The sequence below is a fragment of the Cellulomonas xylanilytica genome (assembly GCF_007989805.1).
Classification (GTDB): Bacteria; Actinomycetota; Actinomycetes; order Actinomycetales; family Cellulomonadaceae; genus Cellulomonas; species Cellulomonas xylanilytica.
Map to the genome: position 1 here is coordinate 130,656 of NZ_BJUB01000010.1, position 14,029 is coordinate 144,684.

Consider the following 14,029-nt stretch of genomic DNA (forward strand, 5'->3'; position numbering starts at 1 on the left):
CTGGGCCCGGGCCGTCGTCCTGCGGTCCTGCTCAGATCACTTCGGGGAGGCCTCGGACTCCACGGTGATGTCGCCGGCGATGATCGCCGCCTTGAGCTCGTCGAGCTTGGTGACGACGTCCGCGGGGACCTTCGACTCGAAGTCGTGGAACGGCGCCAGACCGAGGCCCTCGTTCTCCAGCGTGCCGACGTACGGGTCGGAGCTGAAGTTGCCGTCAACGGCCTCGCTGATGGTGTCGAAGACGGCCGGGCCGATCTCCTTCATGACCGAGGTCATGATGAGGGAGCCGTACTCGGTGGTCTCGAACCAGTCGCTGTCGACGCCGATGACCGCGACGTTGCCGGCGGCCTGCGCGACGGACGCCGTGCCCAGACCGACGGGGCCGGCGACGGGCATGATGATGTCCGCGCCCTGGTCGATGAAGGACTGGCCGATGTTCTTGCCGTCGTCCTGGCTGTCGAAGTTGCCGGCGAAGACACCCTGCTGGGTGGCCTTGTCCCAGCCGAGGACCTGGACGGAGCCGCCGTTGTCCTCGTTGAACTTGGCGACGCCGTCGGCGAAGCCGTCCATGAAGATCGTGACGGACGGGATCTGGATGCCACCGTAGGTCGCGACCTTGCCGGTGGTGGAGGTGGCCGCGGCGGCGTAGCCGGCGAGGTAGGCGGCCTGCGCCGTGTCGAAGAGGATCGGCTTGCCGTTCTCCAGCGTGACGGGCGCGAAATCCGCGTCGGAGAACGCGCTGTCGACGAGGGCGAAGTCGACGTCCGGGTTGGCCTCGGCGGCCGCCTGGATCGGGTCCTCGAGCAGGAAGCCGACGCCGATGATCAGGTTGCAGTTCTCGGCGACGAGGCTGTCGATGTTCGGCGTGTAGTCGGTGTCGGCGGCGGACTCGACGTGCGCCTCCTCGATCCCGAGCTCGTCGACGGCCCGCATGAGGCCCTCGAAGCCGGACTGGTTGAACGACTTGTCGTCGAAGCCGCCGGCGTCCGAGACCATGCAGGCCTTGAAGTCGACCGTCTCGGCGGACGTCTCGCCCGTGCCGGCCGTCTCGTCCGTCTCCTCCGGGGCACTGCCACACGCTGCAAGTGCGAGGGCGACAGCCCCGCCGAGCGCGGCCACTCGAATGATCTTCTTCACGCGACTCTCCTGAATCTCGTCAGCAGCCGGTCCGGCTGGGCCGACCGTGCGGGTGGCACGACGGTGTACCGCCACGTGGTCTGCGGCTGCCCGGCATTGATTCCTCGGACCATAACGACCGTGAGGTGTCACGCAGGTTACCGACGGGTATCTGCGCAGGTTCCGTTATCGACTTGGTATGAGTCCGCCCAGGTGACGGACTGTGCGTCTCAGCCCGCGAGAACTGCTATCCGCGCGAGCAGCAGCGCACCGACCTCGATCGCCCGCTCGTCGACCCGCAGGTCGCCCTGGTGGATGTCGTAGGTGTGGCCGCCGGGCGTCCGCGTGCCCAGGCGGGCCATCGCCCCGGGCACCTTGGTCAGGTACCAGGCGAAGTCCTCGCCGCCCAGCGACTGCTCGGTCAGCAGCACCGACCCGGCGCCCAGGACGTCGCGCGCGGCCGCCTCCAGGATCCCCGTGGCGTGCTCGGCGTTCTCCACCGGCGGCACCCCGCGGTGGTGCCGGACGTCGACCGTCACGCCCAGCGGAGCGACGACCTGCTCGACCGCGGCGTGGAACACCTCCGACGCCTTCTCCCACGCCCGCACCTCGAGGCACCGCAGCGTGCCGCGCACGGTTCCGGTCGCGGGGATGGCGTTGTGGGCCGACCCCGCCTGCACGGCGCCCCAGGTGAGGTTGACGCCCGAGCGGGGGTCCAGCCGCCGGCCCAGGATCGCGGGCACCTGCGTGATGACCTGCCCCAGCGCGAACACCACGTCGCCCGTCAGGTGCGGCCGGGACGTGTGGCCGCCCGGGCCGGACACCGTCACGGTGACCTCGTCGCTGGCGGACGTGATGGGACCGATGCGCGTGCCCACGTGCCCGACGTCGACCTTGGGGTCGCAGTGGAACGCGTAGATCTCGGCCACCCCGTCCAGCCCACCGGCGGCCACCACGTCGAGCGCTCCCCCGGGCTGGACCTCCTCGGCCGGCTGGAACACCAGCCGCACCCCGGTGCGCAGCTCGTCGGCGACCTGCGCGAGGGCCAGCCCGGCGCCGAGCACCGCCGCGACGTGCACGTCGTGCCCGCACGCGTGGGTGACGCCCTTGACGGTGGACGCCCACGGCACGCCGCTGGTCTCCTGGACGGGCAGCGCGTCGAGGTCCGCGCGCAGCGCGATCCGCTTGCGCCCGCTCGTCGCCGGCCCCGGACCGATGTCGCAGACCAGGCCGCTGCCCGGCAGCAGGTGCGGCGTGAGCCCGGCGGCCCGCAGCCGGTCGGCGACGAGCGCGGTGGTCCGCACCTCGGTACGACCCAGCTCGGGGTGGGCGTGGATGTCGCGGCGGACGGCGACCAGCTCGTCACGCAGCTCCGCGACCAGGACGGCGAGCCGGGCCGACATGGGCTCCGTCGGCTCGGGCCGGAGACTGGTCAGCGGGGCGACGGCGGGTTCGGTATGCACGATGGACACGGCTTCGACCCTAGCCGCGCCGGTCCGCACGGGTGGAGCGTGTCCGCCTCAGAGCAGGTCCGTCCGGTCGCGTGCCCGCCAGCCGTCGACGGCCGACTTCACCGACTGCGCGTGCGCCCGCGTGGTCACGAGCACGGCGTCCGGAGTGTCGACGACCACCGCGTCGGGCAGCCCGACCACGGACACGGTCCGCCCGCCGCCGGGTGCGACGAACGCGCCGTCGGCCTCGATGCGCAGCACGAGACCCTCGTCGCCCAGCGTGTCCGCGGCGAGCAGCTGCGCGAGCGAGTCGAAGTCGCCGACGTCGTCCCACGTGAAGTCGCCCGGCACGACGGCGACCCCGCCCGCGGCCGCCACCGGCTCGGCGATGGCGTGGTCGATCGCGATCTTGGTCAGGCCCGGCCACACCTGGTCGAGCACGTCGGCGCGGTCGGGGCCGTCCCACGCCGCCGCGACCTCCTGGAGACCCGCCGCCAGGGCCGGCAGCTGGGTGGCCAGGTGGTCCAGGAGCACACGGGCCCGCACGAGGAACATGCCGGCGTTCCAGCGGTACTCGCCGGTCGCCAGGTACGCCGTCGCGGTCACGGCGTCGGGCTTCTCCGTGAAGCCGGCGGCGCGCGTCACCGTCGGGGCGTCGTCGAGCCCGAGGGACGGGCCGGACCGGACGTACCCGAACGCGGTCGACGGGCCGGTCGCGGCGATGCCGATCGTCACCACGTACCCGGCGCGGGCGGCCACGACGCCCTCCCGCACCGTCCGCTGGAACGCCTCGGTGCCGTCGATGACGTGGTCGGCCGCGAACGACCCGAGGACCACGTCCTCGCCGTGCCGCTCGAGCAGGACCGCGGCGGCCAGGCCGATCGCGGCCATCGAGTCCCGGGGCGACGGCTCGGCGAGCACGTCCGCGGCCCCGAGCTCGGGGAGCTGCCCCGCCACCGCGTCGGCGTGCCGGGTGCCCGTCACCACGAGCACGCCGCCGGTGCCCGTGAGCGGGAGCAGGCGGTCGACCGTCGCCTGCAGCAGGGTCCGGCCGGAGCCGGTGAGATCGAGCAGGAACTTGGGGTGGCCGGCACGCGACAGCGGCCACAGGCGGGTGCCCGCCCCACCGGCCGGGACGACGGCGTGGAAACCGGGAATCGCCATGGGAGCAGTGGACGGAGTCGACATGGGCGCCAGGGTAGCGAGCCCCGAGATCCCGCCCGGCCGGGTGCCCGAGCTGTGCAATACCTCACAGGAGGCCCCTGCCGACGGGTTGCGTACTGATCGGTTCACTACAGTTGACGGGACAAGGACGCCGTCGTCCGCACCTCTGATCCGCCAGGAGGCCCCAGTGCCTGATGCGCTTCCCGCGTCGGCCACCCGCAAGGTGCCCGCCGGAACGCTCTATCGCGGGCGGGAAGGCATGTGGTCGTGGGTCGCCCACCGCGTGACCGGCGTCGCCATCTTCTTCTTCCTGCTCGTGCACGTGCTCGACACGTCGCTCGTGCGCATCTCCCCCGAGGCGTACAACGACGTCATCGCCACGTACAAGAACCCGATCATGGGACTCGGTGAGGCCGGCCTCGTCGCCGCCATCGTGTTCCACGCCTACAACGGGATCCGGATCATCCTGGTCGACTTCTGGTCCAAGGGCCCGAAGTACCAGCGCGTGATGCTCTGGGTCGTCATGGGCCTGTTCGTCGTCACCATGGCCGGCTTCCTGCCCCGGCACCTCATGCACGTGTTCGGAGGCGAGTGATGACCACGATCGCCGACCCCAAGGCCCCGCGGCCTCCCAAGCCACGTCCGGCGCGCCTCACCACGCGCGGCAACACCGAGCTCTACGGCTGGGTGTTCATGCGCGCGTCCGGCGTCGTGCTGCTCGTCCTGATCTTCGGGCACCTCTTCGTCAACCTCGTCGCCGGAGAGGGCGTGACCGCGATCGACTTCGGCTTCGTCGCCGGCAAGTGGGCGTCGCCGTTCTGGCAGGTCTGGGACCTGCTGATGCTCTGGCTCGCGATGATCCACGGCACCAACGGCGTGCGGACGATCATCAACGACTACGCGGAGCGCGACGGTGTGCGCCTGGCGCTCAAGTCCGCGCTGTACCTCGCGTTCGTCCTCGTGGTCGTGCTCGGCACGCTCGTGATCTTCACGTTCGACCCGTGCCCGTCCGGCTCGCCGGCGGACCTGCTGCCCTCGTTCTGCACGGCCTGACGCTCTCCCCCCAGCAAAAGGAAGGCATCGACCCCGATGCAGACCCACCAGTACGACGTCGTGATCGTCGGCGCGGGCGGCGCCGGCATGCGCGCGGCCCTGGAGTCCTCGACGCGCGTGCGCACGGCCGTCATCTCCAAGCTCTACCCGACGCGGTCCCACACGGGCGCGGCGCAGGGCGGCATGTGCGCCGCGCTGGCCAACGTCGAGGAGGACAACTGGGAGTGGCACACGTTCGACACCGTCAAGGGCGGTGACTACCTGGTGGACCAGGACGCCGCCGAGGTCATGGCCAAGGAGGCCATCGACGCGGTGCTCGACCTGGAGAAGATGGGCCTGCCGTTCAACCGCACGCCGGAGGGCCGGATCGACCAGCGCCGGTTCGGCGGGCACACCCGCAACCACGGCGAGGCTGCCGTCCGCCGGTCCTGCTACGCCGCGGACCGCACGGGCCACATGATCCTGCAGACGCTGTACCAGCAGTGCGTGAAGAACGACGTCGAGTTCTTCAACGAGTTCTACGTGCTCGACCTGCTGGTGGACCACGACCTCGCCGCCGGCCACGTGCCCGACGGCGAGGAGGTCAACGTCTCGGGCGTCGTCGCCTACGAGCTGGCCACCGGCGAGATCCACGTGTTCCAGGCCAAGTCGGTGGTCCTGGCCACGGGCGGCGCGGGCAAGATCTACAAGACGACCTCCAACGCGCACACCCTGACGGGCGACGGCATGGCGCTGGCGTACCGCCGCGGCATCCCGCTGGAGGACATGGAGTTCTTCCAGTTCCACCCGACCGGTCTGGCAGGCCTCGGCATCCTCCTGTCGGAGGCGGCCCGCGGCGAGGGCGGCATCCTGCGCAACTCCGAGGGTGAGCGCTTCATGGAGCGCTACGCCCCGACCATCAAGGACCTGGCGCCCCGCGACATCGTCGCCCGGTCCATGGCCAACGAGGTCCGCGAGGGCCGCGGTGCCGGCCCCAACAAGGACTACGTGCTGCTCGACCTGACGCACCTGGAGCCCGCGCACATCGACGCGAAGCTCCCGGACATCACGGAGTTCGCCCGCACGTACCTCGGCATCGAGCCCTACACGGAGCCCGTGCCGGTGTACCCGACGGCCCACTACGCGATGGGTGGCATCCCCACCAACATCGAGGCCGAGGTCCTGCGCAACTCCACCGACGTCATCCGCGGCCTGTACGCCGCGGGGGAGGTGGCCTGCGTGAGCGTGCACGGCTCCAACCGCCTGGGCACCAACTCGCTGCTCGACATCAACGTGTTCGGCAAGCGGGCCGGCATCTCGGCCGCCGCCTACGCGCTCACGGCCTCGTTCGTCGACCTCCCCGAGGACCCCGCGGCCACCGTCGTCGCGGGCCTGGAGGAGATCCGCACGCGTCCCGACGGGGACCGGGTGGCGGACATCCGCAAGGCCCTGCAGGAGACGATGGACCTGAACGCGCAGGTGTTCCGCACGTCGGAGTCGCTCAACCAGGCGCTCGAGGACATCAAGGTCCTGCAGAAGCGGTTCCGGCACGTGTCCGTGCAGGACAAGAGCAAGATGTTCAACACCGACCTCCTCGAGGCCGTGGAGCTGGGCTTCCTGCTCGACATCGCGGAGACCGTCGTCGTCGGCGCCCTCAACCGCGACGAGTCGCGCGGCGGGCACTTCCGCGAGGACTTCCCGGACCGCGACGACAAGAACTACATGCGCCACACGATGGCGTACCGGCGCCCGCTGCCCGTCAAGGGGCACCGCCTGTGGGGCACCGACGGCGACGGCGACCACAAGGGGTCGTTCGCGCACACCACGGTGTTCGACGACTACCAGCTCGTCCTGGGCTCCAAGCCCGTCACGATGACCCGCTACCAGCCGATGGAGCGTAAGTACTGATGACAGCGACCCTCGAGGCACCCAGCGAGGTCGGGGCGATCCCGTCCTTCGACGTGACCCTGAAGATCCGGCGCTACCTCCCCGACGACGGCGCCGGTGCCCCGGAGCCCTACTGGGACGAGTTCACGGTCCGCGCGCACGGCACGGACCGCGTGCTCGACGCCCTGCACAAGGTCAAGTGGGAGGAGGACGGCTCGCTGACGTTCCGTCGCTCCTGCGCCCACGGCGTCTGCGGCTCGGACGCGATGCGGATCAACGGCCGCAACCGGCTGGCGTGCAAGACGCTGCTCAAGGACCTCGACCCGAGCAAGCCGATCGTCGTCGAGCCCATCAAGGGCCTCCCGGTGATCAAGGACCTCGTCGTCGACATGGAGCCGTTCTTCGCGTCCTACCGCGAGATCATGCCGTTCCTCATCACCACCGGGAACGAGCCCAGCAAGGAGCGCCTGCAGAGCGCCGAGCAGCGCGAGCGGTTCGACGACACCACCAAGTGCATCCTCTGCGCCGCGTGCACCTCGTCGTGCCCCGTGTTCTGGACGGACGGTCAGTACTTCGGCCCCGCCGCGATCGTCAACGCGCACCGGTTCATCTTCGACAGCCGCGACGAGGGTGGCACCCAGCGCCTCGAGATCCTCAACGACAAGGAGGGGGTGTGGCGCTGCCGCACCACCTTCAACTGCACCGAGGCCTGCCCGCGTGGCATCGAGGTGACCAAGGCGATCCAGGAAGTGAAGCGCGCGATGATCACGCGCGCCTTCTGACCTGCGCTTATCCGCTTCGCGGTGCCGCCCGCACCTCGGTAGCCTGCCCGTCGTGACCCACGGCCCCGACGACGAGATCCCGCTCCCCGGCGGGAACGTCGGCGGGGCCGTCCGCGTCGGGGACACGGTGCGCCGCCCGACAGGCCCCTGGACGCCCGCGGTGCACGAGCTGCTGGACTTCCTCGCCGCCGCGGGGCTCCCCCGGATCCCCCGCGTCCTCGGCATCGACGAGCAGGGCCGCGAGATCCTCACGTTCCTGCCCGGCCGGGTGCTGGACATCGGCCGGGAGGCGCTCAGCGACGCCCAGCTCCGGTCGGCGATGCGGTGGCTGCGCGACTACCACGCGGTGGTCGCGGGCTTCCCGCGCGAGAGCCGGCGGTGGCGGTTCGTGGAGCGTGCGCTGCGGCCCGGCGAGATCGTGTGCCACCACGACAGTGCGATGTACAACATGGCGTTCGACGGGGACGACCTGGCGGGGGTCTTCGACTGGGACGTCGCCGGCCCGGGGATCCCGCTGGACGACGTGGCGATCTTCGCGTGGAACACCGCCGTGCTCTTCCCCGACGCGGACGCCGCCCAGGTCGCGCAGGTGCTGCGCACGATCGCTGACGGCTACGGCGACCTCGACCCCCACGCGGTCCTCGACCACGTCGCCGTCCGCATGACCGATGCCGCGGACCGCATCGCCGCGGCACAGGCCGCGGGCGACCCGGGGATGCTCCGGCTCGGCACGGTCGGCGAGCCGGCCGCGACCCGGGCCCGCCTGGTGGTGCTCACCGGTCGGCTCACGGAGCTGCACGCGGCGCTCGACGTCGGTTGAGCACCGGCTCGTCGGAGCGTCAGGCGGTGCGGAGGCTCCGCGCGAGGGCGGGGATCATCACCGCTGCAGCGACGAGGTGCAGCACCACGAGAGCGACCGAGGTGGCGGCGCCGTCCCCGAGGAGCAGAGGCGGGACCAACGAGACCGCGGTCAGCGTGACGGCCGTCTGCACGAGCCGCGTCGCGGGGTGAGCGCTCCACCGCAGCAGGACCGCGGCGAGGACGACGCCCAGGACCGAGAAGAGACCCGTGACCGTGGCGAACCCGGCCAGCGGGATCGCCTCGTCGGATCCGGAGACCATGAAGTCGACCCCGAGCGCCTGGGCCAGCGCGGCCACGAGCGTCGTCGCCACCATCGCCACGAGGGTGGCCAGTAGACCGGTCAGGACGAGCCTGCGGACGGGACGCCTGTCGCTCGCCCGGCGGACGTCCGTCGTCGTGCTGGGTCCGTCGTTCGTCGTCGTGCCCATGTCGTTCCTCCGTCGTCGGTTCGCGGTCGTGCGGGTGCGACGGCTGCCCGACGGACGGTCGGGCGCAGCCGGTCGTGCGGGTCCGGGCGGCCGTCAGGCGGGGACGGCGAGCTCCCGCAGCCAGGCCTGCCACGCGGGCTCCTCGCGCCGCACGTAGTCCGCGGCGTCGGCGGAGAACAGGTACGCGCGCACGCCGGCGGTCGCGGCCCCGCCGTGGCCCTCGACGAAGACGTCGAGCATCCCGGGGACCGGCGCGGTGAGCCGGACCAGCGCCTGCCGGTCGCCGAGCCGCTCGACCGTGCCGGCGGCGCCGCGCACCTCGACCGGTGAGCCCTCCTCGCCGAGCCCGACGGCGTCGTGCAGCGCGGACCAGACCGCGTCCACGTCACCGGGGTGGGAGGCCGTGACCTCCATCCGTGTCGCCTCCTGGCCGGCGAAGTGCGCGAGGTACAGGCGCAGGTTGTCGAAGTACGGGATCCAGGCGGGAGCCACGGAGTCCCACCACTCCGACTCCCAGGACGTGCCCGTCCCGAAGCCGCTGCTGGTCACGCGCACGACGCAGGTGCCGCCTGACTGCGCCTCGACGAGGAACTCGCACGTCAGGGGGCTGAGCGCGTCCGCGTCGACACCCATGAGCGAGGCCCAGTCCTCGTCGAACGCGAGGCGGCGCGGCGGGTCCCAGCCGGTGATCCGGCCGTCGGAGCCCATGTGCTCGCCGATGGTGAAGTGCACCGAGCCGCCCTCGCGCTCCTCCAGCTCGGTCGGCAGGTACCAGGCGCTCATGCCCGTGCCGGTCGCGATGGCGTCCCAGACCTGCTCCGGGGTGCCGGGCACCTCGACGGTGAACTCCAGGCGGTACGGGACGGTCGTGGGCGTGCTCATGAGGTCTCCTCGGGAAGGGGGTGGGCGGCGACGACGAGCCGGTGCGGGCGCCCGTCGTCGTGGTGGTAGCGAGCGGCCAGGTCGAGCACCGCGGCGGTGAGGTCGTCCGCGAAGGCTGCGCGGTCGGCGGCCGAGCGGAAGCCGATCGTCGTGTCGATGGTCATCGTCGGGAGGCGGGCCCCGGACGTCCCGGCCCGACGGGCCAGGGCGCCGACCTCCCGGACGAGCCGGCCGGCCAGCGCGACGAGGTACCGCGCCGACAGGTGGTCGGCCGTGGCGTCCGGGTCGGCACCAGACGCGCTGACGGCGGCCGGTGACACCACGTACGACGCCGCCGACGCCTGCAGCACGCGCTCGGTGATCCCGCCGTGCCGGCGCTCCTCCGACAGCTCCACCAGCCCGTGCGCCTCGAGCGCCCTGAGGTGGTAGTTGACCTTCTGGCGCGCGATGCCGACCCGGGCGGCGAGCCCGGCGGCGGAGGCCGGGACGGCGAGCTCGCTGAGCAGCCGCGCCCGGACCGGGTCCAGCGCGGCGGCGGCCGCCTCCGCGTCCTCGATGATCTCGACATCCTGCATAGCGCCATCGTGCTCTTGACAAGAAATGTTGTCAAGGCCGTCGCGCTCCTCCTACGACGCTCGTCCCGACCGGTGGCCCGTCGACGGCGCACGCTCCTCGAACGGCGGGTCGGCCGTCCACGCCGCAGCCAGCAGCACGATGCGCGCGACCACGTTGACCCAGACGAGGACCGTGACGAGCACCGCGACGGAGGTGACCAGGGGGTTCCTGCTCACGCTGCTCGCGATCACCGCGGTGCCGAGCATCCGCGCGATGCCGAGCCCGGTGGCCGCCAGCAGCGCCCCGCGGAGCAGGTCCGGGCGCGGCGGGTCCTCGCCGGCCAGGACCCTCACGACCAGCAGGAAGATCGCGGCGTCGACGAGGAACGCCACGAGCACGCCGAGCGCCTGCAGCACCAGCGTCGTCAGGCCGTCCCACCCGAGGGCATCGAGCACCCACGACGCCACCGTCCCGACACCGGTGGTCAGCAACGCGGACACCAGCACCACCAGGACCATCCCGACGAACCCGCCGAGGTCTCGGGCCTTGCCGAGCATCATGTTGCCGGTGAGCCGCGCGGCGAACATGGCACGCACCGCCCTGCGCAGGGCGGTCATGGCCGCGATCGCGCTCAGCAGCAGCACGACGACGGCGACGACACCGGTGAGCGTGCGGCTGCTGGGCAGCTCGAGCGACGCCGGGTCCAGCACGCCCTGTCCGTCCCCGGTGTCCAGGAGGCGGGGGTAGGTGGAGTCGACCGCGACCAGGACTCTCTCCTGGAGCCCCACGTTGTCCCCGAGGACGGTGATGAGGACGGTGTAGCTGAGGGCCAGCGCGGCGAACACCGAGAACAGCGCCGCATACGCGATGCCGCCTGCGAGGACGCCCCCGCTGCGGGCGTGGAAGCGCGCGCTCGCCCGGCCGGGTCGGGTGTGCCGCCACCACCGGTACCCCGCCGCTGCCCGTGCCCCGAGGGACGGCTTCGCCGGCGGCCGCGCGGACGGCGGCGGGACCTCCTCCGCACGCGCCTGCGCGGCACCGGCGGCGACCGCGGGCCGTGCCTCGTCGGCGGACATGCGCCGACCCTAGGGCGGCCCGATCACGGCGTACAGCACGATGCCTTCTCGACGTCCGCTCGGTCGAGCATCCCGAGGACCGGAGGCGCGGACGTCACGGGGGTCGCACGACCACGGTGCGCCCGCGCAGAGGTTCGGACGTCGCGTGGTTCTCAGGTGGCCGGGGCGGGGTCCTCGGTCGCGGGCTCGACGAACGGCGGGTCGGCCGTCCACGCCGCCGCCAGCAGGACGATGCGCGCGATGAGGTTCACCCAGACCAGGAGCGTGACGATCACGGCGACGGAGGTGAAGAGCGGGTTCCTGCTGACGCTCCCGGCCACCACCTCCGTGCCGAGGATCCGGACGATCCCGATGCCGACGGCCGCGATGACGGCCCCGCGGCTCAGGTCCCGCCAGGGTGCGTGCTCGCCGGCGAGCACGGTGACGACCAGCAGGAAGATCGCGGCGTCGACCACGAACGCGACGAGGATGCCGACCACCCGCAGGACGACCGTGGTCGAGGCACCCCACCCGAGCGAGTCGAGGATCCAGGACGCGGCGCTGGCGACGCCGGTGGTGAGCACCGCGGACAGCAGCACCGCGAACGCGATGCCGACGAAACCGCCCAGCTCGCGCGCCTTGCCGAGCACCGGGTTGCCCGCTCCACCCTCGGACGCGAACATCGCCCGCACGGCGGTGCGCAGGGCCGCCATGGCGGCGATGGCGCTGACCAGCAGCACGACGACCGCGATGATCCCGGTCATCGTCAGGCCGCCGCTGAGCTCGAGCGAGTCGGGGTCGATCATCCCGGGGGCGTCATCGGTCGTCACCAGGCCCGGCAGGGACTCGTTGACCGCGACCAGCACCTGCTCGCGGAGCTCGTCGTTGCTGCCCAGGACGGCCATGAAGATCGTGTACCCGATGGTCAGCGCGGCGAACACCGAGAAGAGCGCCGCGTACGCGATGCCGCCGGTGAGCACCCCGCCACCGCGTGCACCGAACCGGGCGTTCGCGCGGGCCGGGCGCGTGTGCTGCCACCACGCGAACAGGGCCTTCGCCCGCTCCACGAGCGAGCGACGCGGCGCGGGTGACGCCGGGTCCGGCGCGGTCACGGCGGCACGCGTGTGGGCCGCTCCGGCGCCGACGGCGGGACCCGCGGGATCCACCTCTGCGGGGGTGCGGTCGGCCGTCATGCCCCGACCCTAGGTCGCGGTACCGACCCCGGCATCCGCGGGCGTCCCCGTGAGGCTGAAGTCGCGCGCGGGCCGCCACACGCCGTCGTCGCCGTGCGCGTAGCTGTGGAAGCTGTCGACGACGAACGACGCGTCGAACTCCGCCATGCCGGCAAAGGCCGCGTCGAGCTGCTCGTCGGGCACCTCGTGCGCGACGGTGACGTGCGGGTGGTAGTGGAACCGGAGCTCCTGGGCCAGCACGCCGGACCTGACGTCCCGCTCCAGACCTTCGCAGCCGTCCACACCCTCGACGACCTGGACGAACACGACGGGCGAGATCGGCCGGAACGTCGCCGTGCCCCGCAGCGTCACGACGAAGGGCGCGTGCCGCTGCGCGATCGACGCCAGGTGCTCGTCGACGGAGAGGATCTCGTCGTGCTCGATCACCGTCGGACCCAGCAGGGTGATGTGCGGCGGGATGTACTGCGCCCACGGGTCACCGAACCGCGCGCGCGCCGCCTGCAGCACCGTGCCGTACGGCTCGGGCACGGTGATGGCCACCCCGATCCGGACCTGGTCGCCGGATCGTTCGGGCAGCCTCACGCGCCGACCCGGGCGCGCGACCGGCGAGGCAGCAGACCGCTGCGGTCGTAGAGGCGCTCGAGCGTGCCGCGGGCCAGCTCCTGGGCGCGGTCGGCACCGTCGGACAGCACGGCGTCGAGCGACGCCGGGTCCGACAGGTACCCGTGCACGCGGGCCTGGAACGGGGTGAGGAAGTCGACGACGACGTTCGCCAGGTCGACCTTGAGGTCGCCGTAGCCCTTGCCCGCGTAGTCCGCCTCGAGCGCCGGGATCTCCCGGCCGGTGAGCGCCGAGTAGATCGTCAGCAGGTTGGAGACGCCCGGCTTGCCCTCGGGGTCGAACCGGATCTCGCGCTCCGCGTCCGTCACCGCCGACCTGATCCGCTTGGCGACGACCTTCGGGTCGTCCAGCAGCTCGATGAGGCCGTTGGGGCTCTCCGCCGACTTGCTCATCTTGGCGGTCGGGTCCTGCAGGTCGTAGATCTTGGCGGTCGCCTTGACGATGTGCGGCTCGGGCACGACGACGGTGTCCGGGCCGAACCGGGAGTTCAGGCGCTGCGCGAGGTCGCGGGTCAGCTCGAGGTGCTGACGCTGGTCCTCCCCCACCGGCACGAGCGTCGTGTCGTACAGCAGGATGTCCGCCGCCATCAGCACCGGGTAGGTGAACAGGCCGACCGTCGTGCCCTCGGTCCCGTGCTTGCCGGACTTGTCCTTGAACTGCGTCATCCGGTTGGCCTCGCCGAACCCGGTGTGGCACGAGAGCAACCACGCGAGCTCCGCGTGCTCCGGCACCTGCGACTGCACGAACAGGATCGACCGCTCCGGGTCGACACCCGCCGCCAGGTACTGGGCGGCAGTACGACGCGTGCGGTCCCGCAGCACCGACGGGTCGGGGCTCACCGTCAGGGCGTGCAGGTCGACGACGCAGTAGATGGCGTCGTGCTCCTCCTGGAGCGCGACCCACTGGGTCAGCGCGCCGAGGTAGTTGCCCAGCTGGAGGGAGTCGGACGTGGGCTGCATCCCCGAGAAGATGCGCGACTGGTGCGGCGCCAAGACCATCGGA

The 14,029-nt window shown here is 72.0% G+C and carries 15 protein-coding genes; 5 read left to right on the plus strand and 10 right to left on the minus strand.

What is annotated here, in order from left to right:
* Nucleotides 1–36: 36 nt before the first annotated feature.
* From CXY01_RS15925 to CXY01_RS15935, 3 genes are all read right to left on the minus strand, one after another.
* A complete protein-coding gene (locus CXY01_RS15925; RefSeq protein ID WP_146929001.1) occupies nt 37–1,137 on the minus strand; it encodes a BMP family lipoprotein in 1,101 nt (366 codons plus the stop codon).
* A gap of 209 nt (nt 1,138–1,346) precedes the next feature.
* Nucleotides 1,347–2,519: an amidohydrolase gene (locus tag CXY01_RS15930; protein WP_146929204.1), complete on the minus strand. Its 1,173-nt coding sequence runs from the start codon at nt 2,517–2,519 to the stop codon at nt 1,347–1,349.
* Between the two features lie 117 nt (nt 2,520–2,636).
* Nucleotides 2,637–3,731, minus strand: coding sequence for a mannose-1-phosphate guanylyltransferase (locus CXY01_RS15935; RefSeq protein ID WP_246125426.1), 1,095 nt, complete (start codon nt 3,729–3,731; stop codon nt 2,637–2,639).
* Between the two features lie 223 nt (nt 3,732–3,954).
* Between CXY01_RS15935 and sdhC the strand changes: the two genes are divergently transcribed.
* The 5 genes from sdhC to CXY01_RS15960 are packed head-to-tail and all read left to right on the plus strand — an operon-like array spanning nt 3,955 to nt 8,252.
* The gene (gene sdhC, locus CXY01_RS15940) at nt 3,955–4,326 is read left to right on the plus strand and encodes a succinate dehydrogenase, cytochrome b556 subunit (protein ID WP_281285328.1); all 372 of its coding nucleotides are present in this window, start codon (nt 3,955–3,957) and stop codon (nt 4,324–4,326) included.
* Nucleotides 4,326–4,784, plus strand: coding sequence for a succinate dehydrogenase, hydrophobic membrane anchor protein (sdhD, locus tag CXY01_RS15945; protein WP_146929010.1), 459 nt, complete (start codon nt 4,326–4,328; stop codon nt 4,782–4,784). Before sdhC ends, sdhD begins: the two co-directional genes overlap by 1 nt.
* Nucleotides 4,785–4,820: 36 nt before the next feature.
* Complete coding sequence (gene sdhA / locus CXY01_RS15950) at nt 4,821–6,671, plus strand: succinate dehydrogenase flavoprotein subunit (protein WP_146929013.1); 1,851 nt, start codon at nt 4,821–4,823, stop codon at nt 6,669–6,671.
* Entirely contained in the window at nt 6,671–7,432 is a 762-nt protein-coding gene (locus CXY01_RS15955) for a succinate dehydrogenase iron-sulfur subunit (RefSeq protein ID WP_146929016.1), read from the plus strand. The genes sdhA and CXY01_RS15955 overlap by 1 nt, the downstream gene beginning before the upstream one ends.
* Nucleotides 7,433–7,484: 52 nt before the next feature.
* A complete protein-coding gene (locus CXY01_RS15960) occupies nt 7,485–8,252 on the plus strand; it encodes a phosphotransferase (RefSeq protein WP_146929019.1) in 768 nt (255 codons plus the stop codon).
* 19 nt (nt 8,253–8,271) lie between these two features.
* Here CXY01_RS15960 and CXY01_RS15965 read toward each other — a convergent pair whose 3' ends face one another.
* The 7 genes from CXY01_RS15965 to trpS form a co-directional block, all read right to left on the minus strand.
* Entirely contained in the window at nt 8,272–8,721 is a 450-nt protein-coding gene (locus CXY01_RS15965; protein ID WP_222594569.1) for a DUF6069 family protein, read from the minus strand.
* Nucleotides 8,722–8,814: 93 nt separating this feature from the next.
* Nucleotides 8,815–9,603 carry an SRPBCC family protein gene (locus CXY01_RS15970; RefSeq protein WP_146929022.1) on the minus strand — a complete coding sequence of 263 codons (789 nt, stop codon included), beginning with the start codon at nt 9,601–9,603 and terminating at the stop codon, nt 8,815–8,817.
* On the minus strand, nt 9,600–10,178 hold the full coding sequence (locus tag CXY01_RS15975) for an ArsR/SmtB family transcription factor (RefSeq protein ID WP_146929026.1): 579 nt from the start codon (nt 10,176–10,178) through the stop codon (nt 9,600–9,602). Before CXY01_RS15975 ends, CXY01_RS15970 begins: the two co-directional genes overlap by 4 nt.
* 51 nt (nt 10,179–10,229) lie before the next feature.
* Nucleotides 10,230–11,234: a YihY/virulence factor BrkB family protein gene (locus CXY01_RS15980; RefSeq protein WP_146929029.1), complete on the minus strand. Its 1,005-nt coding sequence runs from the start codon at nt 11,232–11,234 to the stop codon at nt 10,230–10,232.
* A 152-nt stretch (nt 11,235–11,386) separates the two neighbouring features.
* On the minus strand, nt 11,387–12,406 hold the full coding sequence (locus CXY01_RS15985) for a YihY/virulence factor BrkB family protein (protein ID WP_146929032.1): 1,020 nt from the start codon (nt 12,404–12,406) through the stop codon (nt 11,387–11,389).
* Between the two features lie 9 nt (nt 12,407–12,415).
* Nucleotides 12,416–12,988, minus strand: coding sequence for a 2'-5' RNA ligase family protein (locus CXY01_RS15990; RefSeq protein WP_146929035.1), 573 nt, complete (start codon nt 12,986–12,988; stop codon nt 12,416–12,418).
* Entirely contained in the window at nt 12,985–14,025 is a 1,041-nt protein-coding gene (trpS, locus tag CXY01_RS15995; RefSeq protein ID WP_146929038.1) for a tryptophan--tRNA ligase, read from the minus strand. Before trpS ends, CXY01_RS15990 begins: the two co-directional genes overlap by 4 nt.
* Nucleotides 14,026–14,029 lie beyond the last annotated feature (4 nt).

Coding starts and splice junctions, on each gene's coding strand:
- CXY01_RS15930 (WP_146929204.1), bottom strand. CDS start 2,519: ATGTCGGCCCGGCTCGCCGTCCTGGTCGCGGAGCTGCGTGACGAGCTG.
- CXY01_RS15935 (WP_246125426.1), bottom strand. CDS start 3,731: ATGGCGATTCCCGGTTTCCACGCCGTCGTCCCGGCCGGTGGGGCGGGC.
- sdhD (WP_146929010.1), top strand. CDS start 4,326: ATGACCACGATCGCCGACCCCAAGGCCCCGCGGCCTCCCAAGCCACGT.
- sdhA (WP_146929013.1), top strand. CDS start 4,821: ATGCAGACCCACCAGTACGACGTCGTGATCGTCGGCGCGGGCGGCGCC.
- CXY01_RS15955 (WP_146929016.1), top strand. CDS start 6,671: ATGACAGCGACCCTCGAGGCACCCAGCGAGGTCGGGGCGATCCCGTCC.
- CXY01_RS15965 (WP_222594569.1), bottom strand. CDS start 8,721: ATGGGCACGACGACGAACGACGGACCCAGCACGACGACGGACGTCCGC.
- CXY01_RS15970 (WP_146929022.1), bottom strand. CDS start 9,603: ATGAGCACGCCCACGACCGTCCCGTACCGCCTGGAGTTCACCGTCGAG.
- CXY01_RS15975 (WP_146929026.1), bottom strand. CDS start 10,178: ATGCAGGATGTCGAGATCATCGAGGACGCGGAGGCGGCCGCCGCCGCG.
- CXY01_RS15980 (WP_146929029.1), bottom strand. CDS start 11,234: ATGTCCGCCGACGAGGCACGGCCCGCGGTCGCCGCCGGTGCCGCGCAG.
- CXY01_RS15985 (WP_146929032.1), bottom strand. CDS start 12,406: ATGACGGCCGACCGCACCCCCGCAGAGGTGGATCCCGCGGGTCCCGCC.
- trpS (WP_146929038.1), bottom strand. CDS start 14,025: ATGGTCTTGGCGCCGCACCAGTCGCGCATCTTCTCGGGGATGCAGCCC.